Origin of the sequence: Streptomyces sp. PH10-H1 (assembly GCF_030063355.1) — a bacterium.
In the GTDB taxonomy this organism is placed as follows: Bacteria; Actinomycetota; Actinomycetes; order Streptomycetales; family Streptomycetaceae; genus Actinacidiphila.
Genome location: NZ_JASISZ010000060.1, coordinates 1 through 20,587 on the forward strand (window position 1 = coordinate 1; position 20,587 = coordinate 20,587).

Below are 20,587 nucleotides of genomic sequence, written 5' to 3' on the forward strand. Positions count from 1 at the left end.
CGGGTATGTACCACGCTGCGCGTGGTACAACCGGTGATCGGCTTCGCCGATCCCTTGACAGCGTTTCACGCTGTCTGCTATGGGCCCGCTTCGCGGGCCTGGTGATCCGCTTCGCGGATCACTGGTTTCTTCCTGCGAGTTGAGGGATGGATCTTGGTTGCAAACCGCCAAACGGTGCACCCCTGTGGATAACGTGTTTTCGCAGGTCAGACACCGTTTTCGATCATTCCTGCCCTCGAACCCCTTCCGGGAGTGATCACCGTAACCGCCAATACGTGCACCCTTTTTCCACACTCTAGAAATCGAACAGACGGGGGGAGGTGCACCGTTTGGCGGTTTCGGTCCTGACCAGCGAAAACGCCCCGTCTCGACCCGTGCCTATTGGCAATGATTTCCACCTTAGTGTTCGAGTAAGGGACGTCACCAAAGTTTCAGCCCTTACCGGCCACGGTGCACCCCGTGGCGGTTTCGGCCCGTAGGGAGCGTCTCCACTGGTCAGATCCGAAACCGCCAAACGGTGCACCCCTTATCCACGGATCGGGTCCGAGGCGGAAAGCCGCTGTGCGCCCCGTGGCAGCTTCGCCCGCCCCCAGCTCCCTCCTTTGTCCGGCGGGGTAACGAATGGGCGGGAGCGCGGCACACGGGCCCCGTGGTGGCCCCGTGGGGCAGGGGGGAGTGGGGGACGGGCGAAGCGTTTTAGGCGTGCGGGGGTTGGGCGTACCGGGCCGGCTAGCCGCGCCCGTGGCGGTGTCGGTGCACGGTGATCCAAGACGCAACACGACTCACAGATGAACTTGTAGTTCAACTACAACTAGCCTAGGGTGGGAACCGCACCGAAACCCGCCGGGACAGCCCCGGCGGACCGGACGGAAGGAAACCCACCTTGACCAGCACGAACGCACTCCCGATGCCCGTTACTGAGGCGCTCGCGCTCGGTGCGCCCCGGAACTTGGGAGCGCTGGCCGCTACCGCTACTGCCCGTGGCTGGGGTGCCATGGTGGAGCGGGACGGCGGCGCGTGGACGTTGGTCATTGGCAGTCCGTCCGACCCGCGTACGGGTCGGTACACCTGGGCCGGTGGCAAGTGGGCTGGGAACGCGCACGGTTACCGCGAAACGGTCGCCTTCTACCAGTCGGACGCCACGGGGACACCCCGACTGAACGCCATGGGGGCACCCGCGGTCGACGTTGTCCCGGACCCGGTCGCGGACGCCGAGGAGAGCGCGGAGGCGGAGGCGGCGGAGGCGGCGGAGGCATTCCGGGTCAAGGCCACCCGTGCCCATGACCGTGTAACGAAGGGTCACAAGCGGGTTGCTGCTGCGGTTGAGCGCGCCGGTACAGCTTGGGAGCGTGCGGAGGCTGCACAGGCGCGCGCGAGCGTGGCGGAGGCGGCGGAGAGCGAGCGCGCACACGTGCGGGTGGCGGAGGCGGATGCCCTGATGTGGTCGCACGCCCCCGGAACGGCGGAGTACCGCGCAGCGTTCGGCGCGTTTCTGGCCGCACGGTTCGACGCGGAGAGTCTGCCCGCTGCGGAGGCGGCGGCGGAGGCGGCGGAGTACGCGGAGGCTGCCCGCGCGGCGTCTGCGGACGAGTGGGAGACAGAGGAGGGGGAGACGTGCACCGGCGCCAATGCAGCGCGTGAGAGCGCAGATCACGCGCATGCAGAGGTCATGATCGAATACTCGACCTTTGAGCGCTCCACCCCCGCCGGTCGGTTCGACGCCGAGACGGCGTGCGGCATCATTTGCGATCACTCGCGCGACATGGCCGCTGCGGTCCGGCACGCGGAGGCGGCGGCGGACGCTGCGGAGGCGGCGGCGGAGCAGGCGGAGGCGTGGGCGGACGCTGCGGAAACGGAGGCGGACGCCGAGACTGACGCACTGTTCGCCCTGGGGGCGTCGGCGGATCGTCGTCAGGTGGCGTTGGCGCGCGCTCACTGGGGTGTGTCTGATGTCGTGGCGGAGGCGGTTACGGCGGCGGTAGAGACTGCCACGGAGGCTGCGGAGCGTCGCGCCCGTATGGCGGCGGCGGACGTTCGGACGGCGGCGCAGCGTCCGGCCGAGTGTGAAGCGGCGCAGCGCGCGGCGGAGTGCGCGGAGGCGGCGGGGGCGGCGGAGGAGCACTCCGGACGGGCGGCGGAGGCGTACACGATCACGCATGACCTGATGACGTACACGCTCAGTGCGTGGGCGGCGCGGCCGGTCGACCTGTTGCCGAGGGCGGCGGCGGAGGAGGCGCGCGCGTTGCTGCGGGTCCTCGACCGCCGGTCGCGTGCGGCGCACGACGTGGATTTTTCGGCACGGTGGGAGCGGCTCGACGGATCGCGAGTGACGGACCCGCAGCGCTCCCGCGACTGTGCCAACCGTGCCCGGGTATTGGCCGATGCGTGCGAGGCTGACGCGCGGCGCGTGGCCGAGCGTTTCGCATGGGTGGAGTACGCGGAGCGCTTCGGGGCGGAGGCGGCGGAGCGTGCCGAGGCGCCGGTCGATGTCGCCCCCGGCACTGCGCCGGTAGCCACGGGATCGCACGTTGAGGGTGGCGGCCGGTCCCGTTGGGTGTCGGCGGATGGCCGCACGGTCTTCACGCTTGCACTGTCCAGCGGTGCGGGCACCGTAGCGGAGGCGGACGCGCGGTTTGCTGACGTCGTGGCGGGTGCGGTTGCTGCGAAGGATGCCGGACGGCCGTTGAAGTCGACGGATGTCCCCAGCAAGGCAAAGCACGGGCGCGGCCCCGGAACGGAGTTCAAGCAAGCCGTTGTCCGCGCGTCGCGTGCGCTGGTGCAGCCCTGGAAAGCTCCCCGCATTCCGGCGGAAGGTAAGCCGTTGGACGGCGCGGCGCTCGCCGTGTTGGACGCCGATGGGGTGTGCGCCGAGGTAGAGACGGCGCCCGGGGTGTGGCTGCCGCGTGCGGCTGTGTGCGTGGCTGAGACGGCCGCGGCGAACGGGTGGGCGGTTGCCATGGAGCGGCACGCTTCGGGGGAAGTCACCGTGCGCGTGGCCGGTGTGCTGGCACGGACGGTCGGACCGGTGGCCGGTGAAGTCGTGGCGGTGTGGACGGACGGGATGTACGACGCGCGCCGGTCCGGGGGGTACGTGGGCGGACGGCGGATGGAGGGGGCGGCGGAGTTGTCGCGGGTGCTCGCCACGGTCGGCCAGGACGCGGAGGCGGGGGAGATCGTGACGGGCGGTGCGCCGACGGGTGCCAGCGCGCCGGCGCCTGCGGGAGTGTCCGACCCGGGCGCCGTCGAGGCGTGGGAGGGCGACGGCGGCGCGGTGCCGGGTATCGAGGTTCCCCGCCCGGCGGCGCTCCCCGTGGAGTGCGCCGAGGACAGGTCAGCGGAGGCGTCCGCTCCCGCTGGGGAAGGGGGGAATTCCGGAAGACTTGACGCGTGCGCGTCAAGCGAGGCGCGGGCAGTCCGCCAGGCTCGGCGCCGCGCCGAGGAGGCGGCGGGTCGGGCAGCCGAGGCGCGGCGCCGGGCCGAAGCTCTCCATGATGGCGCCTCGGCGCACTACGGCCGGTTTGCGGGTGGTCAACCGATCCTGAGGGGTCACCACTCCGAGCGGGGAGCGCTGCGGGATCGTGCGCGCGGCGACGCTGCGACGCGTCGGGCCATCGAGGCGACGGAGGAGGCGAACCGCGCGGAGAGCGCCGCGCGAAAGGCGCGGCAGGCGGTCGAGCTCGCCGAGATCGTGCACGGGCGGTCTCGCCCGTGGGAGCGCGCCGACTTCCAGCGAGGGGACGTCGTTGAGGTCCGCAAGATCTATACCGCCTCGTACGTGGTGGTCCGCGCCAACGGCAAGACACTCACGCTCCGGAACATGCACACGATCGACGACATCAAGGCCCGGTATGACCAGGTGCTGTCACGGACCCGGGGCGGCCGGACCGTCGCGGACCCGGGGCAGGATGACGCGCCGTCGGTGAATGAGCCGGCGCAGCCCGGAGGAGTCGACGAGGTCACGTCAGTCGAGCGAGACGTCTCCGGTGGGGAAGGGGGGATTTCCCAGAAACTTGACGCGTACGCGTCAATCAAATGGGCGCCTGACGTGATCAACGACCCCGGCGCGGTCGGCACGTGGGACGCCGACGGCGGCGCCGTGCCCGACGTCCAAACCCCGGCGGCAGTCCCGCCGGCGGCTGGTCTCGCCGAAGAGGCCGAGGACGTCACCCCTCTGGACGGGGCGGCCGGTCACCTGGCGCTCGTCGAGTGCCAGGCGGCGGCCGACCTCCTCATTGCATACGCCGAGGAGCGCCCCCACGACGAGGAGGCGGAAGAGTGGGCGTTCACGGCCGTTGAGCGGGTCGCCATGTGCGCATGGGGCCTTGAGGAGGGCGACGAGGAGGGGGCGGCCGAGTACGCCCGTGAGGCGCGGGGGGAGCGCGCGGCGGTCACCCTCGGTCGGCTCGACGAGGCGGGCCCGATGACTCCAGAGCGTCTCGCCGCTCTCGACGCCGATACGCTCGCGCTCCTCCAGTGGTACGGGGGCCCGTGGCCGGTCCGGTGGCTCTGGCCCCCGGAGGAGGATGCCCCGCCGCGCGTCGTTCAGCTCTTCCACGGCCCCGGTGGTTGGTCGGTCGGTATCCGTGACGTGCTGGGCGCAGACGTGGACATGGTCGGCGTGGACCTCGACCCCGGCGCGGTGGCCACGGCCGAGGCCGCCGGGTTCGAGATGATCCGCGCGAGCGTGACGGATCTCGACCCGGAGTGCCCGGCGCTCCAGTGGGTGACCGGCATCGTCCTCTCGCCTCCCTGTCAGGCATTCAGCCCGGCCGGTCTCCGCATGGGCCGGTACGCATCCGCTATCGAGCTCATCGCCGGGGTGATCCGGGGCGTTGGTGCGGCGGCCGGGTTCCTCGCCCTGGTGGACGCCGAGGGCCAGGACGCGGGCACCGCTCCCCGTTCTGGAGAGACGTGGGAGGACGTCCGCGCGCCCCTGGCCGAGCTCGCGGACGAGCGCGCCGGTCTCATGGCCGAGGTTGTCGTCTGGCCCCTGGCGATGCTCGCCCGGGGCGGGTCGGTCGAGTGGGTGGCGGTCGAGCAGTCGAGCGCGCTGCCCTCGGAGATCGAGCGCGCGCTGATGGACGAGTTCGTGCAGGCGGGTTGGGGCACGGTCGAGGCCGAGACCCTCGACGCCGTTGACTACGGCGCGGCCTCCCACCGACGGCGCCGATTCCTCACCGCGCACCGCACCGGCACCCCGTTCGTCAGCGCCCGCCCCGCCGCGCCGTTCCCCGTGGCCACGTTCGCGGAGTGCGCCGGATGGGAGCGCGGCCGGATGGTCAACACGCGCGGGGTGCGTGGGCTCGACCCCCGGACCGGACGGCCGAAGGGCGGGAATGAGTTCAGCGCTGACAAACCGGCGGGGTGCATCACGGCCACGGCGTACGGATGGAAGGACGGCGAGAGCGGCGAGAAGATCGCGCAAGCCACCATCGGGCGACTCGTCGGGTTCCCGGGTGACTACCCGTGGCGTCATGTGGGACGCGGCGCCGGTATCCGCAACCGGGCGCAGCAGGCGGCCGACGCGGTGTGCCCGATGGTGGCCGCCGCGATCATCGGCCGGGTGCTCGACATCATCGGGTGGGAGCGTCGGGCGCGGGCGTACGCGGATGCGCTGTACGGTCGGACCGCTCGCCCGGACGTGCCGTGCACCCTGCCCCGGGTGCGATCCGCGGTCCCGCTCGCGGGGGTCCTGGCCGCCGCCTCGGCGGCGGGGCCGGTGCCCGCCCTGGCGGCCTCGGCGCCGGCGGGGACGCCTGTCCTCCGCCACCTGTTGCGCCGGGCGCTGACGGGGGGCTCGGAGGGTCTTCGCGCAGGTCACAGCGCGCGACAGGGCGCCATGCGACAGGCCACGCAACAGGCCACGCAACAGCAAAAGGGCGAGGCGGGGCGGAGGCTATCGACGGCCAGGGGGCGCGGTCCGCCCCCCTCCCCCGGCCTCGGGTCGGGCGGTGGCGCTTCCTGCAAAACTTGTCAGGAGCGCGTCAATTCAACGTGATGCCCGGACCTCGCCCCCGCGCCGACGTCGCCCGAACCGACGCGCCCTGACGGTGGTGTGTGGCACGGTGCCGATATGACCACCGGCCCCGCAGCACTCACCGCGGATGACCTCCCGATCCGCGTCCCGCTGATTCAGGACGAGACCCTCGCCTCGTTCCTGATCCGCACCTCGACCGCCAACGGCCTACCGGTCGAGGCCCTCCTCGGGACGCTCACCGAAGCCGCTCCCGACATCCCCGAGGACGGCCTCACACCGCAGCGCGACGAGGTCCGCCTCTCGGCCGAGAGCCTCGCGCACCTCGCCGCCCTGGTGGTCCGCGAGCCCGAGCAACTCGCACGTGCGATCCCCGGGGTACGCCCCGCCGGCCTCGTTGACGCACCGCGCGTCGAGGTCTGGCCGCGAGACCTCGGCGCCCCTCCCCTGCCCGCCTGCCCGCTCTGCATGGAGCCCGGGGCGTGGCTCGCCGCCGAGGGCCACCGGTGGCGCCCCTGCGGCTGCGGCCGTCGATGGATGGCCGGAGACGACGGCGGATACACGATCGACACCGGCCCCGTGCCGGACCTCGGGCGGGCCCTGGCCCGACACCGCGCACTGGTGCACCGCGTGGGCCCGGCTGCCGATGCGTTGGTGACGGACGCTCATCAGGTCATGCTCTGGTGGTGGTGGTCCGGACTCGTCGCCGAGGCGTGGCGGGTACGCGAGGACGCCCTCGGCATGGCACGGCACCGCCGCCGAGCGGCACCCGTCAGCGTCTATCCCGAAGCTGTCGCCCTGGCCGAGCTCATGTGGACGTGGGAAGAGCGGCGCGCCCGCCCGGGTGCCTCGGCCGAGCGGTGGCTCGACTCCGCCGCGAAGCTCTCCCCCGCCGGGACGCTCACCCCCAGGGAGCGGGCCCCACTGACCTACTGGCTAGAGCAGCACCGGCCCGTGCCGGCCGGGAAACCTGCGGGGCGCAGCGTCGCTGAGCGACGCTGGAATCGCCTCCCCGCGCTGCATCACCGGCCGCGGCCCGAGGAACACGGACCGCTGCGGGCGCCCACTTGTTTGATGTGGGTCTACGGCCTTCCGCTCACCTCGACCACGGACGTATGCCCGCGCTGCAACGGGCGCGCGCCGAGCTGCCGATGGTTGCCCTACTCCGGGTGCACCGGCCTGCCCCGGAAGTAGGGCCGCCCCGTTCGGTACCCGCACTGTCGGTGCCCTCCGCTACGGTCTTCGGTAGGGCGGGACCGCCGCCCATACCGCCGTCCGCGCGCCCACGCCGTGCCAGGGCACCGACGGTAGAAGGTCCCTCGGGAAACCGGTCCGCAGGCAGTGAACTGACGATCCGTTCCGTACCGGGCGGGTGGCGTGGGGACCGAGGCCCGGCATTGGGAGGGCATCGCCATGCCGAAGCGTGACGCCGCAAAGAAGCGGGCGCGAGAGATCCAAGACACCGAGAGCATCGGGTATCACGACGCGCTGAACCGGGCGCGGGCCGAGCTCGCCGAAACCGCCACCGAGGAGACGCCGGCACCCGCCCCGGCCGTAGTGGTGTACGTACTCGAACCCACCGCCGCCGAGGTCGAACTCGGCATCACCGCCGAGGAGCTGGGCATCCGGGCACTTCCCGCCAACGCCGCCCCCGGGCGGCGAGCGCACGCCGAAGCCGTATGGCGGACCGAACTAGACCCGGCCCGGCCGTGCCGGTGCTCCGGGGTCCAGTGCCACCACGGCAAGCGCTGCACCGAGGAGTACAGCACCGAGTCAGGCGCCGACGTTCAGTGCGAGGGACGCCTCATTCACGCCGACCGCTTCCCCGGGTCGCTCTGGGGCATCACGTCGTGGTGGGACGTTTACCAGTGCGGCGAGTGCGGCGAGGCTTCCGAAGCGGCGGCCGAGCTCCCCGACATCCCATGGGGCGAGCACCGCCCGAACCCGAACGGTGCCGAGGGCTTCACCACGCTCATCTACGACGGGGCACGACACCCCGCCTTCCCCGTGTTCGATGAGGCAGAGGACGAGGGCGAGTTCGACCCCGACGACTACCCCGCCCCCGGAGATGACTACTACGGCGACGAGGACCAGGAGGACGAGGAGCCGTTCACCGAGGAGGACCAGGAGCACGAACCCGATTACCTCGACGACGGCCCCGACGGCGACGACGTCGACCCGCCCGAGGAGCACGACGAACAACCCGGCGAGGACGAGCTCGACCCGCCCTCGGAAGTGCCGGCCGCCAGGCTGCGGGCCACGGCCGCCAACTGGTCCCCGGCCTTCGACTTCGACAACGCGCCGCCCTCCGCATGCTGAGGCGCGGTTCCCTCGACCACGACGAGGAGTGCGAGCTCCTCATGTACGAGGGCGGCATCTGCACGTGCCCGGACGAGGACGAGCCGCCCCGGTGGGACACGTACGGCGCACCGGTGCACGGCGAGGAGCCGAGTACGCATGACGGCCGCCTCGCCGGTCCTGCGCTCGACTGGTGAATAGAGGGGCTCCGCCGCAGTGCGCGGCGGGGCCCCTCTATCGGCGCCCGGCCCTTCGGGGCCGGGCGTTCCTGCTATCTCTCGGCGGACGGCCGCGAGGCGAATACGCACCGGACGGAACTCAGCTCGATACGCCGACCCTCGGCGCGCAGCCGGTCGAGGGGCAGGTCGTATGTCCCCAGCTCACAGAACATGCGCAATCGTCATAACCCCCTGCTGGGAGGGGGTGCATCGTTTGGCGGTTTCGGTCCCCAGAGGGTGCATCGTTTGGCGGTTTCGGGGGTGACCTGCGGTTTTCTGGCAGCGCGAAGGCCCGACGCACGCCTTTCGGTAGGACGTGACGGCTTCGGGCGGGCAACCCCTCCCCTGCGGGCGCCGGACCGCCCACCGTGGCGGTTTCAGCCGGGGCCTCACCCGGGTCCCGCAGGACAGGGAGACTCGACCCGTGCCGTCCGGACCGCCAGGAGGCCGCCGCCGATGACCGACACCGAAACCGCCACGAGCGAGGCCGAGGGGTGGCTCGTCGATTACCTGCGCGTAGATGCCGTCGCCCGGGGCGAGCGCTCCGGGTGGCTGCACTCTGGCCTGTCGTCTCTGCTCCTGGTGCACGGGCGCTTGTTCACCCCGGCGCCCTGGCCGGATGGAGGGGAGCCGCCCGGCGAGCCGGGCCGGTGCTACATCGAATCGGTGTCGTGGGCGTGGGCAGCGGGCGGCGAACTTGCCTACGTCGAGGGGTGGGCATGGGATACCGCGTGGCCGATGGAACACGCCTGGTGCGCGGGAGAGGACGGGGGCGCACGTGATCTGACGTGGCGGCGCCCGGGGCGTGCGTACCTCGGCATCCCTGTACGGGCCGAGGAAGCGGCCCGGCTGATGGGTGAACAGGGTGGGCCGTTGCTGCACGGGTCCGGTGGTCTTGCCTCGGATCTCGCGGTGACCTGGTGCCGCGAGGGCTTTCCCGTCGAGCTCCTCGCCGACGTCGGCCGCCGCATCCCCGCCGGCATTCATCCGTGTGAGGGATCGACGCAGGCATGAGCGCGTAGGACGATCCGCAGAAAGCCATGGAGGCCGGACGGTCGAGCGCGGCCGGTCTCGCGCGCGCCCCAAAGACGCGCACATGCAGGCGCACCACGGCCCCGGAGCTATGGAGCTCCGGGGCCGTGTCCGTGCCGTGGCGGATCGGTTCTACTGGGTGGCCGAAGCTTCCCGGTAGTGCGCTTGAAGGATCTTGAGGGCTTCCCACATCGTTGAATCAGGGGTCGTGCCGGTGGCTGCGGCCTGGTCAATGAAGATGTCGGAGAAGTGCAAGACACCCTCTTCCGGCATGTACCAGTGGCCGTCAGGAGCAGCGTCCGCGGTTGCCCCTACTTCGTCCTTGACCGAGACCGCCGGGGGAACGCGCTGCTCGGGAACGGGCGGGGCGTCCGAATTTTCCGCGGAAAATTCTCCACTTGTCGATAGAGAGGCACCGGGCGGCACGGTGGGTGACACATCGGCCGGCGGCTCCTTGATGGCAGCCTCGCGCCGGACCTCGCGCCGAGCGCCCTTCTTGATGGCGCTGGCCTCCGCATCGGAACGGAGCAGCTCGGCGAGCGCCTGCGACTGGTCGGCGAGCGTCATCGTCTCAATACCGCGGACCGAGCCGAGGCGCCGCGCTGCGTGGATCGAGAGCCCCTCTTCGCCGCGCGCCTTAGCCCGTACTTGCTGCTGTAGATCGGGGTGCAACTTGAGCAGGTTCTTCCGATGGGAGATCCACGCCTGAGACCAGCCCTCGCGCTCGGCGGCCTCCTTGGCCGTGGCGTACTCGGCGACGACGAGTATCACCGCCTTCGCCTCTTCGATCGGGTCGAAGTCCTTGCGGCTCATGTTCTCGTCGAAGGCCGCACGCAGAACACTCGCCTTCGACGAGGCGATGCCGTCGTCAATGACCACCATGAGCCGCGCTTGCCCGTACGCATGAGCCGCAGCAACGCGGCGGTTGCCGTTGATGATGACGACGTCATCAGGACCGGCGTTGAGGCGGTCGCGGTCCTCCTCCCAAAGGGCGAGATACGCCTCGGGAGTGATGGCCAGGCAGCTTTGGAGCTGTCGCTCCTTGATGCTCGCCAGGTCGCTCAGATCGCCCAGCTCATCGCGGGGGTTTCGCGGGTTGGGGAGGCATCGCGCGGTAGGAACCCATCGGGCCGAGGTGAGGGGTTGTCCGGCGGCGGGGGAGTTGTCGACCCCGGGGGCGTCCTCGACCGGATCGGCGGCCAACGAGGCGAGGGATACGCGTTTGCCCATCACTTGCCCCCGTACCCGAGTTCGAGTGCGAGCCGAAAGAAGTCCTCGCGGGCCCGGTACGCCGTACCGCTCTCCTTGTACTGGGTCACCACTGTTCCCTCGGCTACTGCTCGTGAGTGGACCTTGTAGCGCCGAAGAACGCTCTTGGTCCGGGGCCACCCCTTCGCGTCGATGTACTCCTTGGTCTCGTCGAGGTCGGCGTGACCGTCTCGCGGGTCCCAAGCGTTGATCACGACATGGAAGGGCAAGCCGGTGGGCTCGATGACCTTCTTGATTGTGCGGGCGGTCGGGTCGAAGCACAGTGCTTCGGTGATCATCGGCACAAGAACATCGTCGGCGATGTCGAGCGCCGCCAACAGGATCTGTTCATCGGCGAGGGTGCCCGGGGTGTCGATGAAGACGTGCTGATAGCTCTTGCTCTCGCCGAGAACAGAGTGAGTCACGGCGGCCAGGTTGACAGTGGTGGTCGTCTTGCCGACGCCGCCCTTTTGGTTGGCGACGACGTGGATCTTCGCGCCGGTGGCCTTCAAGTTGACGAGCTGGTCGGCCTTGTCGTGCGCCGCCATGAAGTCGAACGGCAGCTTGTCGCCGACCTTCTCGGCCCACACGATGGCTGACCCTTGGGGGTCGGTAGACACGACCAGTACAGATGACGTCACGAACGTTCCGTTCTCTCCGTAGGCTTCTCGGGCGGGTTCGCCCGGTACTTCGGATTTCCGCCTCGCCGAAGCGGCGAAGCGGACCCGGATAGCATTCCAGAAGATCGCGGACAGTCCAGGACATGCCGACTGCGCGGCCGAGATTTTCTGCGGAAAATTGACCGGCTGTCACCGACCGTCGTACGCGCTGTGGCACAGCGAAACGAGCGCCGGATCGGTGACCCCCCGGGCGGCCTGGCAGACGTCGGACATGCGGAACGTGGGCGCGGGCGGGGTCCGGCGCACGGTCGGGGTGCCATGTCGGCGCGGGGCCGGCGGCTGAACTCGCGCCCGGCGGGGGCGGGATGTCGTCCTCCGGGGCGACGGGGGAGCGGTGGCGGCATGCCCTCGCGTTCCGGAAGGTGACGGCGGTTCCGCGGATTCCCGGATGAGAACCGGATCGGCGCCGGTAGCGGCGAGTTCTTGACGGGTGGGCCCCTGGGTGAGCGCGACGGGGTTCGGGGTGAGCATCGGATGGGGGTCTGTGCGCCGGTGGGAAAGGCGCGGTGAAGACGCGTCCGGGGGAGTGACGGCTACGCATCCGGTCAGGAGAACGGCGAGAGCGGCAAGGGCGATCACGGGGCGGTGCATCACGTCACCGTGCCCGATTATCGGGAGCTCGTCGCCCCGCCGCGCTGCGGTCCACCGGTACGGGTGACAGGGCGCCCCGCCGCTCCGTCCGGCCCCCTGTTGCTCTTCGCAGGCGGGGGGCGTCGGGGGAGTCTGCACAGGTCACAGGGCGCGACAGGGAGCCATGCAACAGGGTGCGCGACACCGGCCGCCAGTACGGCCGAGAGTGCCGGCCGCGCCCGCCCGCCGGGGCCGGGATGAGCTCGGCCGGATGTGCCAGGAGCGCAGCGGCGGAGGCATCGACCGGCGCCTCGGCCCCGGCGAGCTCGTCGGCCTGGTCCTCGGCGAGCTGCGCGACGGCGGCCTCGGCCGGACGGCGGCCGGGATCGTAGATCGCGGCCAGACGCGCGAGCTGTTCGCCGATCCCCCGCGTACCGGCGAGTGGCGCGTCAAGGTCGGGGAACGCCTCGCGGGCGAGATCGACGTATGCCCGGCCACCGAGCACCGTCACCGCCGCCCCGGAGATCCCGAGTTCGTGCGCCTGCTTGCGGAGCGCCTCTCCGTCCACCGTGCCCGGGTCACCGGCCCGCAGCTCGTACGTGATGATCCACTCCGCGAGCTCCACAAGGCCATGCTTCGCGGACAGGATCAACACCCGACCGGACCGGCCGCCGCGAGTGAGAGCGTCGGCGGCACGCCGCGCGGCGCGGTGATAGCTCCCGACGTACATCTCGCCGGCTGGAAGGACCGGGATCGGCTCACCCTTGCGCGGGCCGTCGGCCCGCACTGCTTTACGGCCACCACACGGCACGATCACGACGCGCTCGCGCTCCTCGCGTGCTGCCCGCCGCCGTCCCGCCCCGGTGATTCGGACCGTGCCCGGGTGCGGCTTGAGCGAGTCGGCGATCGGGAGGCGGCTGCCGTGGTTGTACGGCGGCGCCCACTCGACATATCCGGCGGACTCCAACGCGGCGAGGGTCCGCAGGTTGCAGCCGCCCGGGACGTGTCCGGCGGAGTGTGCGGCGGCGGTGTGCAGCCAACGCCGCTGCACTCGGCTGAGGGGTGCCTCGGCGCGCTCCTCGTCCTCCTGGTCCTCGATGACGTCCTCGGCCGCGGCCTCCTCGACCGGTTTCTCGTCGGCGCTGAGCTCTTGGCCGTCGAGCGCGACGGTCAGGCGGGCTCGACGCCGGGCCTGCGCGTCGTGCAGTTGGGCGAGTTCGCTCTCGAACGCCTCGGCGGCCGGGTCGGGCGTGCGGTCGGCGTGGGCGAGGATCGCCTCGGCCTCGTCCTGGTCGTGCATCGCGCGCAGCTTGACCGAACCCTCGGCCTTGACGACGTCGTACGCCGCAGCACGCGCCTGGTCCCACATCGGGCGGGACGAGTCGAGGGGACGGGGCGGCAAGCCCGTGATCCCGAGATAGTCGGCCACGGCCGCGAACGCCTCGGAGCGGAACCGCGCGGCGTAGGCACGGCGTCCGCCGGCATCCACGTATTCGAGCGCGTCCTCTGCGGCCACGCTGCGGGCCCACCGGCCATAGAGGCGGGCGGACTTGCTGGCGAGGGCCTCGACACGGGCGAGGTAACGCGGGACGGCGGACAGGTACCGGGCGAGGCGCTCGGGATCGCCCGACAGGTCGAGGCGCAGCTCGTCGGGCGTCGGCGCGGGGGCGGCCCGGCTCGCCGGGTTGTAGTGCAGCGTCCGCCAGGGATACCGGGCCGTCACGTTGTAGATGACGGCGAGACGGCGGGCGGCGGCGGCCCGGGGCTTGCCCTTCCCGGCCGCACGGGGGAAGTCGAGGCGGGCTCCTCCTCGGCCGTGGTGGTCGATGGCGATCCCGGTCCGGGTGACGTACTCGGTAGGCATTCGGTGCGGCTCCTCGTCGGCGGCGGTTCGATCACCCTCCCACACTCTAAAGTCAACTACAAGTTGAATTACAAGTTGAGAGGTGTCGGCGTGGGTCGATCGTTGAGCGCGGTCCGGCGAGCCCTATTCGACGGCCGGGGGAGTGTCGCCGATGGCGTACCCGCCCGCCGCCCGTAGGCCGTCCTCCGCGTGACATACCGTGCAGCCCTCCGACAGTGGCAACGCCATGAGGGCGTGCGCCTGGGCCAGGGTGAGCTTCCGTTCTCCGGGGAGCCAGCATCCGCCACGGTGGAGGGTCCAGTTCTCGCCGTTCGCGTAATGGTGGCTACCGGCCCGCCAGCCCCGGGCGAGTGGGGGCCACCCCTCCGATTCCGGGCTCTCTGCGGCGTTCGGCTGCGGCTCTGCCGTGGCCAGCTCGTACCACCACGATCCATTCGCGGCCCGATGCCGGCGGCCCACCACGCATTGCAGCGCCTCCCCGCTCGGCAGGTGGACGACCGCCACCGGCCGCCCGTCATTCCGTGGTGCCGGATCTTCACCCATGCATCGAATAATAGTTCGAATATAGATGCCGGGCCGCCCCACAGCGTGAACGTCTTCCCTGGCGCCAGTGGCACACAACGACGCGGGGCCCGGAGTGCCATGCACCCGGGCCCCGCCTTCTAACTCGGACGATGCGCGCTCACTCGCCATCGCGGACGGCGTCGCGGCCCTCCTTGATGAACCGCCCCGGGTTCGCCTTCTTCGCAGTCTGGGCCCGGTACCACTGCATCTCCTGTACGCCCTCCTGCTTCACGAACCCGGGATTCGGGCCGAGGCGGAACGCGCCCGGCAGCGGGCTACCGTCCTCCCTGCGCGCCATCACAGCGCGGGCCGTCGGATGCGCCGAGGGGTAGAGCACGCAGTCCGCGAGAACGGCGAGCGGGACCAGGCCGAGGGCGTTCCAGACCTTGACCATTTTCCGATGCTGGCCGACGCGCGAGGCGCTGATCACGGCGGCGCGGATATCGGGCCTCCAGGTCGGCCGCTTGAGCGCGGCCCACGGCGCGTGACGGCCCTCGCGCTTGACGCTCCCTTGCGGCTTCTCCCGCATCTTCCCGATGCCGCCCTTCGCGGTTTGCTTAATCGCCGTCAGGAGGGCATACGCCTCGGGATCGCGCTGCTTGAGCGTCGCAAAGGAGGCGATGAACGCCTCCTCGTCCATGTCTTCGGTGACGCCAAGATCAGCGAGCGTGTCCATGTAGGCCGCGCGCAGGCGGTTGTGCCACAGGTCGAGGTAACCGCCGGCGTCCGGGCGCAGCCACGCCGCGAGCGGACGAACCTCGATACCGAGCTCGACGGCATACGCCAGGGTGGGCGTCGCGTACCAGGCCGGGCCCGCCGGCGGACGTCCGTCCGGCGTGAACGGCGAAGGGAAGGTCTCAGGGAGCTGCCTCCACTCCTTGGTGCGGAGATCCTTCGTGCGTAGCGGGGCGCCGGACAGGTCAACGAGCCACGAACCGGGCACCTTCTTGTCGAACCTCGGGCCGTCGGTGTAGACCGCTTCGCCGATCCCCACCGTCAGCCTGTTCGCCGCCGCGAGGAACGCCGTGTTCACGTCGAGGCCGACGACGTAAGGGAGTTTGGCCTCCTCCTCGGTGGCCTCGCGATGCCAGGTGAGGGCCTCCTCGACGAGCACGTGAGCCGGGCTCTGGGACTCCTCGCGGGTGCGCTCGGCGGCGAGCGGGTGCTCGGGTGGCGCCTCGGGTGGCGCCGGGGCCACGGCCTTGTGCAGGGAACCGGGCACGGGCACCCGGTGCATGCGCCCGCTGCCCCGGTCGAACCGTGCCACGGTGGGCGGCCGTACCGCCGTCATCAGGGAGAGGCTGCACCCGGCCGTCGAGCCGGTCGGGCTGACCACCCGCTCGGCGTACATGCCGAGGGTGTACGCGAGCGCCGAGGGATCGGCGGCGACATCCGCCACCGCGCCCCACCGCATGTTGTCGTCGAACGCACCCCACGGCACCACGGCGACATGCACCTCGGTGCGCTCGCGAAACAGGAACGACCAGGGGCCGAGACCCGCACGACTGAGCGTCCAACCCGACTCGGCCAGGGCCTTGATAGCGGGATCGTCGTCGGGCACCCGTAGGCGCCTGCGGTCGTCCAGTCGCGCCGGGAGACCGAGGAACTCGACCGCGGACTCGGTGAGGACGATCAACGGTCCGGTGTCCTCGCCGAACTGCGACAACTTGGCCGCGCCGAAGCCCGATGCGAGGGCCCACTCGGCGGCCGTCGACAAGTCGGTGACGTCCGACGGGACCTCGGAGCGTTGGACGTTCGGAAGGTGCGCGACGAGGGCGCCCTCTGCGGCGTCGAGGACAGCGAGGGCAGCGGCGTACGTCTGCTCAACCACGGTCGTCATCCCCTGAAGTCCCATTCGATGTAGTCGATATCGTTGAGTTCGATGTCGAGTTCGTCCTCGGCCGTGTGCGTGCCCGGGAGGCGGAAGTACTGCGCCACCGTTTGGGACGCAAGCTCATGGAGCCGCTTCTCGTCCCCGTTGCGCAGAGCCTCGAACACCTCGGGAATCAACTTCGAGGGAACCGCCTCGGTCAGGCGCCGCATCCTCGCGTCGTCCGTCGTGTCACCGTCGGCGGTGAACCCCACCGAGGCCCGCGTCTCGATGACCATGCCCCGCTGCTGCGCCTCCTTCTGCGCCTTGGCGGTAACGCGTGGCTGATGGTCCCGGGTCACCTCCTTTTCGAGGCGCGCCAGGGTTTCGGCCTTGCTGTTCTCGATCTTCCGCTCGCCCTTGGCCAGGCGCTGAACCTGACGACGCGATACGCCGAGGCGCTCGGCGACGCGGGCGGTGTTCCCCTTCTCCTTGCGCATGAGCGCGTTGAACCGGCCCCGGGCCGTCTTGGGAATGTCGCGTGTCTGGAACTTGGCTTTGAGCGCTTGCAGGATCTTCACTGTGCCCTCTCCTCTCAGGCCGACCGGTGCAGGGGCAGGACGTCGCGGGTGTCGTGGTCGGTTCCGGCCTCAAGGCAGATGCCGCCGCCGCACAGGACGCGCCCCTCGGGCGCGGTCGACCAGGTGATGTTGTGGCACACCGAACACTCCGTCAGCCGCCGTTGTCCCTCGCCGGTGAACGCGATCTGCGCCGGGATGAGATAGCGCTGACCCCGCAGCTTCCTCAAAAGGGTGTGCAGGTAGCCGGTCGGGTTGAACGCGTTGCGATCCTCGGTCGCGTCCAACGCCTTGAGGATCGCCGCCTCGGGCCACCCGGCCCGCAGGACGAACCCGACGGCGGTCTCGGCGTTCTCGCGTTCCTCGGGGGACACGCCCTCGTACCAGCGGATACCCCAGACGATCGCCGCCGCTCTCGCCGGCACGTGCACCCGCTCTTCATCGGACAGCGGCCGGGCGTAGAAGCCGGACATCAGCTCGTACCGCGAGGGCGCGCGGCCCCCGAATCGTCGGCTTCCCTGAGTGGGCACGGTGGCGATGGTGAAACGGACGTAGTCCCATTTGACGAGGTGAGGCCGGTGCCGCTCCACTGACCGGACCGACACCCCGGCGGCTGCGGCGAGCTCGGCAGGGTCGACCTGTCCGGACCAGCCGAACCCGGCCAGGGCTACCAGGCACTTAGCGCACGTCGGATCGGGGGCGAAAACGGGATCGGCTTCAATGACGCGGGCCGCCCACTCGATCGCACCAGGAAGAGCGGGCTGGCTCGCGCCGCCGACTCCCGGCAGGGGAGTGCGCCGATCGGCGTCGATACGACTCTGCTGGAACAGGTGTGACAGATGATTCTGGGTGGCTCTTTTTTTGAGACCGACCAGGCGACCGAGTTCCTCGGTGGTGATCGAAATCTCGGGAGTCGCCTGCTGGCGGTCCTCCAATGCCGCAATGACTCTGCGGCATGCGGGGCAGTCATCCGGACTGATCGCCCGATGCGGTGTCACGAAATGGCCTTTCCGGCCTGCTGCGGGTGTGGGCATCGGGATGCCATGGGTACACTCGCAGAAGACCTAAGCGCGGTCATGCGCGAAGCCTCATCGGTCGGGAGCTGGTAACTCCCGAGGAGTCCGATGGGGCTTTGTGCATGTAGATCGGTTGTTGGCGGGTTACAGGCTATGCCGTGGCTGTAGTGGCTTGACCACCGGCCGTGACCTGTGGCTAGACGATGGAAAGGACCTGCTGCGAGCCGCCGACTATGGCGGCGCGGCGGACGTGGGGAAGTTGTTCAACGGCGTGGGTCGGCCCACACAGAAGATCCGGAACCGGGACGCCGTAGTGCGCGGACAAGCGGTCAACGTCGCCGAGCGACCATGCCGACCGGCCGACCTGCTTCCGGGAGATCGCGCCCTGGGTGACTCGCAGCCCACGCGCTAGCGACGTCTGGTTCTCACCCGTAGCGCGCATCAGTGCGGCCACGGTCACCCGCAACGTCTGCTCGCTACTCATGCCCTTAGCCATATGACGGTTCCTCACTGTGTATGACCGTTGGTCATAGTGCCAGACAGAGAAGTGTGGCGACACACGCCACACCGACGCCCGCCACTCTTCCATGGTTGAATCCGATCTACAAGTGGTGCTTGTAGTGGATATGCAAACCGTGCGATCCTCGCAGCATGACCACTACATCGCTCGACGCGTTGCGTCGGAAGGCTGAGAAGTCCGCCAAAACCTCCGAGGAGGACAAGGCTGCCCTTCTCGACGCCGCTGTCGAGGCGGCGGTCACCTCCACGAGATACGGCCACCTGTCCGCCGTTGCCCGCGAGGCCGGCATCACCTCCCAATACCTGCGCACCCTTGTTGAGGAAGCGCATCCCGGTTGGCTCGCCCAGGCTGCCGCCAACCGCGAGAAGAACAAGCAGGAGGCCGGGAAGGGCAGGAAGTCCGCCGCATGACCGGGCGCGACACGGCCCACTGGGGCGTTCTCGTCTTGGGGAACCTCGTCATTCTCGGGGTCGCCATCGGTGCACTCAGAGCATGGATGCGCGCCGAGTGGGGACGCGTGCTCACTCTCCTGGTGTTCGGATGCGTCGCGACAGGCGCTCTCTACCTCGGGTCCGACGTCTTCCTCAGCAATGCCCATGAGATCGATTCGGCCACCAAGGGAACCGGCGGCCACAAGAACGATGACGGTTCCGGCCTCCCGCTCTGGCTGCTCTTCGCAGTTGGCGGATGCGCGCTCTCGTTCGGCATCGCCGCAGTAACCGTGTCCATGGGCCGCCGCCGCCGGCGCCGCAAGGCTGCGCAACGCGAGCGCGCCGCCGCCGACCTCGGCCGCCGCCGTGCCATCGAGGCTGACCACGACACGGTTCGTGACGCATACGGCCTGTACGTCGCCGACGTCCTAGCGTTCCTCGACCGCCCCGCCCTCGCTGATGTCACAGTCCCGACCACCGCATGGTTCCATCACGCCATGGACGGGGCCGAGGATGCCCGGCGCGGCAACGATCTCATCGTGTACCGGGAAGCCGTCAGCATCCTCAAGACCGCATGGCAGGCGGCCGACGAGCACGCCCGCAAGACCGGCGTCCGTCACCTGCCCAAGCAGGAGCGCGCCGCCATCAGCAAGGCCCGCGCCCTCCTGGAGCGCGCACTCGACGGTGCCGGCGGCGAACACGAGCGTCACGCCGCGTACGCCAAGGCCCGCGAGCTCCTCGACGGCATCCTCGTCATTCCCCACCAGGCCGCCGCCGAGCTGGAGTCCAGCCACCGCCTCACCCTCACCAAGGCCGAGAGCTGAGAGGAACGAACCCATGAGCGCAGCACCCGCCGAGGAACCCCTCGACCTGTTCCACACCCACCCGCACGGGGGCCCACGGACCGTGACCCAACTGCGCGCCGCCCTCACCGCGGCGAGCCCGGCAGATCGCGAGGAGTTCGAGGCCGCCCTCGGCGAGCTGGACCTCGACGACCCCCAGGCGTACGCGACCCTGGTCCGGGTGTGGCGGCACCGCCTCGTCATGCGCACCGCGCCGCGCATCCTCGCGGCCGTCGCCGCGAGCGCTGACCCGAAGGCGCCTCGGTGGACCTCGGCCCAGATCCTCGACGACGAGGGCCCCCAGGGCTTCGGCCGGTGAGCGCCAGCGCTTCTTGGTCTGTCGTCTACAGCGACACCGGCCGGGCCGCTCTCGCCTCGGCCACCGCCGAGGAACGGGCCGCGATCCTGGCGTTCGAAAAGCAGCTCGCCGAGCGCCCCCACAGCCTCGGCGAGCTCTACCCGGACCGTGTCGGCGGGCTCTACACGGCGTTACTCACCGTGGCGGACCGGATCGCATGGACGAGTGTTCTCTATCGGATCGATGAGAGCCGGCGAGAGGTGCTCATCGTCGTCATCGTCTCCGGCCCCTGACCCGCGACCGAGGCCAACGGCCCATGCCAACAGGAGTTGCCCATGCCGACGAACCCCGACGGGCAGCAAATGACGCCCGCCACTCTCGACGCCGCCCAGCGACTCATGAGTTTGGGCCGCACGGATGGCGTACGGCCCAAACCCGGCTTTGAACTGGACCCCGATTCCGGCCAGCAGTACCGCACTCCTGCCGAGCTGGAGAACGCCGCCGGTCTCACGCCGCCCGCCCGCACGGTGAACGCACACCTTCCCTACCTGTACGACGGGGACCACGTTCGGCCTTGATACGCGAGGGAAATCTCGGGCGGCGAGCTGGAGCCCGGGAACGCAAGAGCGCCCGACCCCTTCCGG

Annotated in this window: 18 protein-coding genes; 10 read left to right on the forward strand and 8 right to left on the reverse strand. The window is 70.3% G+C overall.

All coding sequences use genetic code 11. The features are described 5' to 3' along the window. The first annotated feature begins 883 nt into the window (after positions 1-883). From QMK24_RS29420 to QMK24_RS29440, 5 genes are all read left to right on the forward strand, one after another. On the forward strand, positions 884-5,998 hold the full coding sequence (locus tag QMK24_RS29420; protein WP_283469849.1) for a DUF3560 domain-containing protein: 5,115 nt from the start codon (positions 884-886) through the stop codon (positions 5,996-5,998). Positions 5,999-6,073: 75 nt separating this feature from the next. Next, positions 6,074-7,168: a TniQ family protein gene (locus QMK24_RS29425; protein WP_283469850.1), complete on the forward strand. Its 1,095-nt coding sequence runs from the start codon at positions 6,074-6,076 to the stop codon at positions 7,166-7,168. Between the two features lie 219 nt (positions 7,169-7,387). Continuing rightward, positions 7,388-8,293: a hypothetical protein gene (locus tag QMK24_RS29430; RefSeq protein ID WP_283469851.1), complete on the forward strand. Its 906-nt coding sequence runs from the start codon at positions 7,388-7,390 to the stop codon at positions 8,291-8,293. Then, positions 8,287-8,469, forward strand: coding sequence for a hypothetical protein (locus QMK24_RS29435; protein WP_283469852.1), 183 nt, complete (start codon positions 8,287-8,289; stop codon positions 8,467-8,469). Before QMK24_RS29430 ends, QMK24_RS29435 begins: the two co-directional genes overlap by 7 nt. A gap of 477 nt (positions 8,470-8,946) precedes the next feature. Next, positions 8,947-9,504 (forward strand): hypothetical protein, encoded by a 558-nt coding sequence (locus QMK24_RS29440; RefSeq protein ID WP_283469853.1) that lies wholly within the window; start codon positions 8,947-8,949, stop codon positions 9,502-9,504. A 150-nt stretch (positions 9,505-9,654) separates the two neighbouring features. On the opposite strand, the gene QMK24_RS29445 is transcribed toward QMK24_RS29440, so the two are convergent. From QMK24_RS29445 to QMK24_RS29480, 8 genes are all read right to left on the reverse strand, one after another. Continuing rightward, a complete protein-coding gene (locus QMK24_RS29445; protein ID WP_283469854.1) occupies positions 9,655-10,752 on the reverse strand; it encodes a ParB/RepB/Spo0J family partition protein in 1,098 nt (365 codons plus the stop codon). Further along, on the reverse strand, positions 10,752-11,411 hold the full coding sequence (locus tag QMK24_RS29450; RefSeq protein ID WP_283469856.1) for a ParA family protein: 660 nt from the start codon (positions 11,409-11,411) through the stop codon (positions 10,752-10,754). Before QMK24_RS29450 ends, QMK24_RS29445 begins: the two co-directional genes overlap by 1 nt. A gap of 634 nt (positions 11,412-12,045) precedes the next feature. Next, on the reverse strand, positions 12,046-13,884 hold the full coding sequence (locus QMK24_RS29455) for a DUF6884 domain-containing protein (RefSeq protein ID WP_283469857.1): 1,839 nt from the start codon (positions 13,882-13,884) through the stop codon (positions 12,046-12,048). 123 nt (positions 13,885-14,007) lie between these two features. Then, complete coding sequence (locus tag QMK24_RS29460) at positions 14,008-14,427, reverse strand: DUF6233 domain-containing protein (RefSeq protein ID WP_283469858.1); 420 nt, start codon at positions 14,425-14,427, stop codon at positions 14,008-14,010. Positions 14,428-14,566: 139 nt separating this feature from the next. Further along, positions 14,567-16,288 (reverse strand): telomere-associated protein Tap, encoded by a 1,722-nt coding sequence (gene tap, locus QMK24_RS29465; protein ID WP_283469859.1) that lies wholly within the window; start codon positions 16,286-16,288, stop codon positions 14,567-14,569. Next, positions 16,285-16,839 (reverse strand): telomere-protecting terminal protein Tpg, encoded by a 555-nt coding sequence (gene tpg, locus QMK24_RS29470; protein WP_283469860.1) that lies wholly within the window; start codon positions 16,837-16,839, stop codon positions 16,285-16,287. Before tpg ends, tap begins: the two co-directional genes overlap by 4 nt. A 14-nt stretch (positions 16,840-16,853) precedes the next feature. Continuing rightward, complete coding sequence (locus tag QMK24_RS29475; protein ID WP_283469861.1) at positions 16,854-17,771, reverse strand: hypothetical protein; 918 nt, start codon at positions 17,769-17,771, stop codon at positions 16,854-16,856. A 277-nt stretch (positions 17,772-18,048) separates the two neighbouring features. Continuing rightward, positions 18,049-18,336 (reverse strand): helix-turn-helix domain-containing protein, encoded by a 288-nt coding sequence (locus tag QMK24_RS29480; RefSeq protein ID WP_283469862.1) that lies wholly within the window; start codon positions 18,334-18,336, stop codon positions 18,049-18,051. Positions 18,337-18,503: 167 nt separating this feature from the next. Here QMK24_RS29480 and QMK24_RS29485 point away from each other — a divergent pair, with 167 nt between their 5' ends. The 5 genes from QMK24_RS29485 to QMK24_RS29505 are packed head-to-tail and all read left to right on the forward strand — an operon-like array spanning position 18,504 to position 20,521. Further along, on the forward strand, positions 18,504-18,782 hold the full coding sequence (locus QMK24_RS29485) for a hypothetical protein (protein ID WP_283469863.1): 279 nt from the start codon (positions 18,504-18,506) through the stop codon (positions 18,780-18,782). Beyond that, on the forward strand, positions 18,779-19,627 hold the full coding sequence (locus QMK24_RS29490) for a DUF2786 domain-containing protein (RefSeq protein ID WP_283469865.1): 849 nt from the start codon (positions 18,779-18,781) through the stop codon (positions 19,625-19,627). The genes QMK24_RS29485 and QMK24_RS29490 overlap by 4 nt, the downstream gene beginning before the upstream one ends. Positions 19,628-19,640: 13 nt before the next feature. Beyond that, the gene (locus tag QMK24_RS29495; RefSeq protein WP_283469866.1) at positions 19,641-19,964 is read left to right on the forward strand and encodes a hypothetical protein; all 324 of its coding nucleotides are present in this window, start codon (positions 19,641-19,643) and stop codon (positions 19,962-19,964) included. Beyond that, entirely contained in the window at positions 19,961-20,236 is a 276-nt protein-coding gene (locus QMK24_RS29500) for a type II toxin-antitoxin system RelE family toxin (protein WP_283469867.1), read from the forward strand. The genes QMK24_RS29495 and QMK24_RS29500 overlap by 4 nt, the downstream gene beginning before the upstream one ends. Positions 20,237-20,278: 42 nt before the next feature. Further along, entirely contained in the window at positions 20,279-20,521 is a 243-nt protein-coding gene (locus QMK24_RS29505) for a hypothetical protein (RefSeq protein WP_283469868.1), read from the forward strand. The last annotated feature ends 66 nt before the right edge of the window (positions 20,522-20,587 follow it).

Bases quoted from the DNA above. Each gene is read 5' to 3' on its own strand.
- QMK24_RS29425 (WP_283469850.1), top strand. From the start codon at position 6,074: ATGACCACCGGCCCCGCAGCACTCACCGCGGATGACCTCCCGATCCGC.
- QMK24_RS29430 (WP_283469851.1), top strand. From the start codon at position 7,388: ATGCCGAAGCGTGACGCCGCAAAGAAGCGGGCGCGAGAGATCCAAGAC.
- QMK24_RS29435 (WP_283469852.1), top strand. From the start codon at position 8,287: ATGCTGAGGCGCGGTTCCCTCGACCACGACGAGGAGTGCGAGCTCCTC.
- QMK24_RS29440 (WP_283469853.1), top strand. From the start codon at position 8,947: ATGACCGACACCGAAACCGCCACGAGCGAGGCCGAGGGGTGGCTCGTC.
- QMK24_RS29445 (WP_283469854.1), bottom strand. From the start codon at position 10,752: ATGGGCAAACGCGTATCCCTCGCCTCGTTGGCCGCCGATCCGGTCGAG.
- QMK24_RS29455 (WP_283469857.1), bottom strand. From the start codon at position 13,884: ATGCCTACCGAGTACGTCACCCGGACCGGGATCGCCATCGACCACCAC.
- QMK24_RS29460 (WP_283469858.1), bottom strand. From the start codon at position 14,427: ATGGGTGAAGATCCGGCACCACGGAATGACGGGCGGCCGGTGGCGGTC.
- tap (WP_283469859.1), bottom strand. From the start codon at position 16,288: ATGACGACCGTGGTTGAGCAGACGTACGCCGCTGCCCTCGCTGTCCTC.
- QMK24_RS29480 (WP_283469862.1), bottom strand. From the start codon at position 18,336: ATGAGTAGCGAGCAGACGTTGCGGGTGACCGTGGCCGCACTGATGCGC.
- QMK24_RS29485 (WP_283469863.1), top strand. From the start codon at position 18,504: ATGACCACTACATCGCTCGACGCGTTGCGTCGGAAGGCTGAGAAGTCC.
- QMK24_RS29490 (WP_283469865.1), top strand. From the start codon at position 18,779: ATGACCGGGCGCGACACGGCCCACTGGGGCGTTCTCGTCTTGGGGAAC.
- QMK24_RS29495 (WP_283469866.1), top strand. From the start codon at position 19,641: ATGAGCGCAGCACCCGCCGAGGAACCCCTCGACCTGTTCCACACCCAC.
- QMK24_RS29505 (WP_283469868.1), top strand. From the start codon at position 20,279: ATGCCGACGAACCCCGACGGGCAGCAAATGACGCCCGCCACTCTCGAC.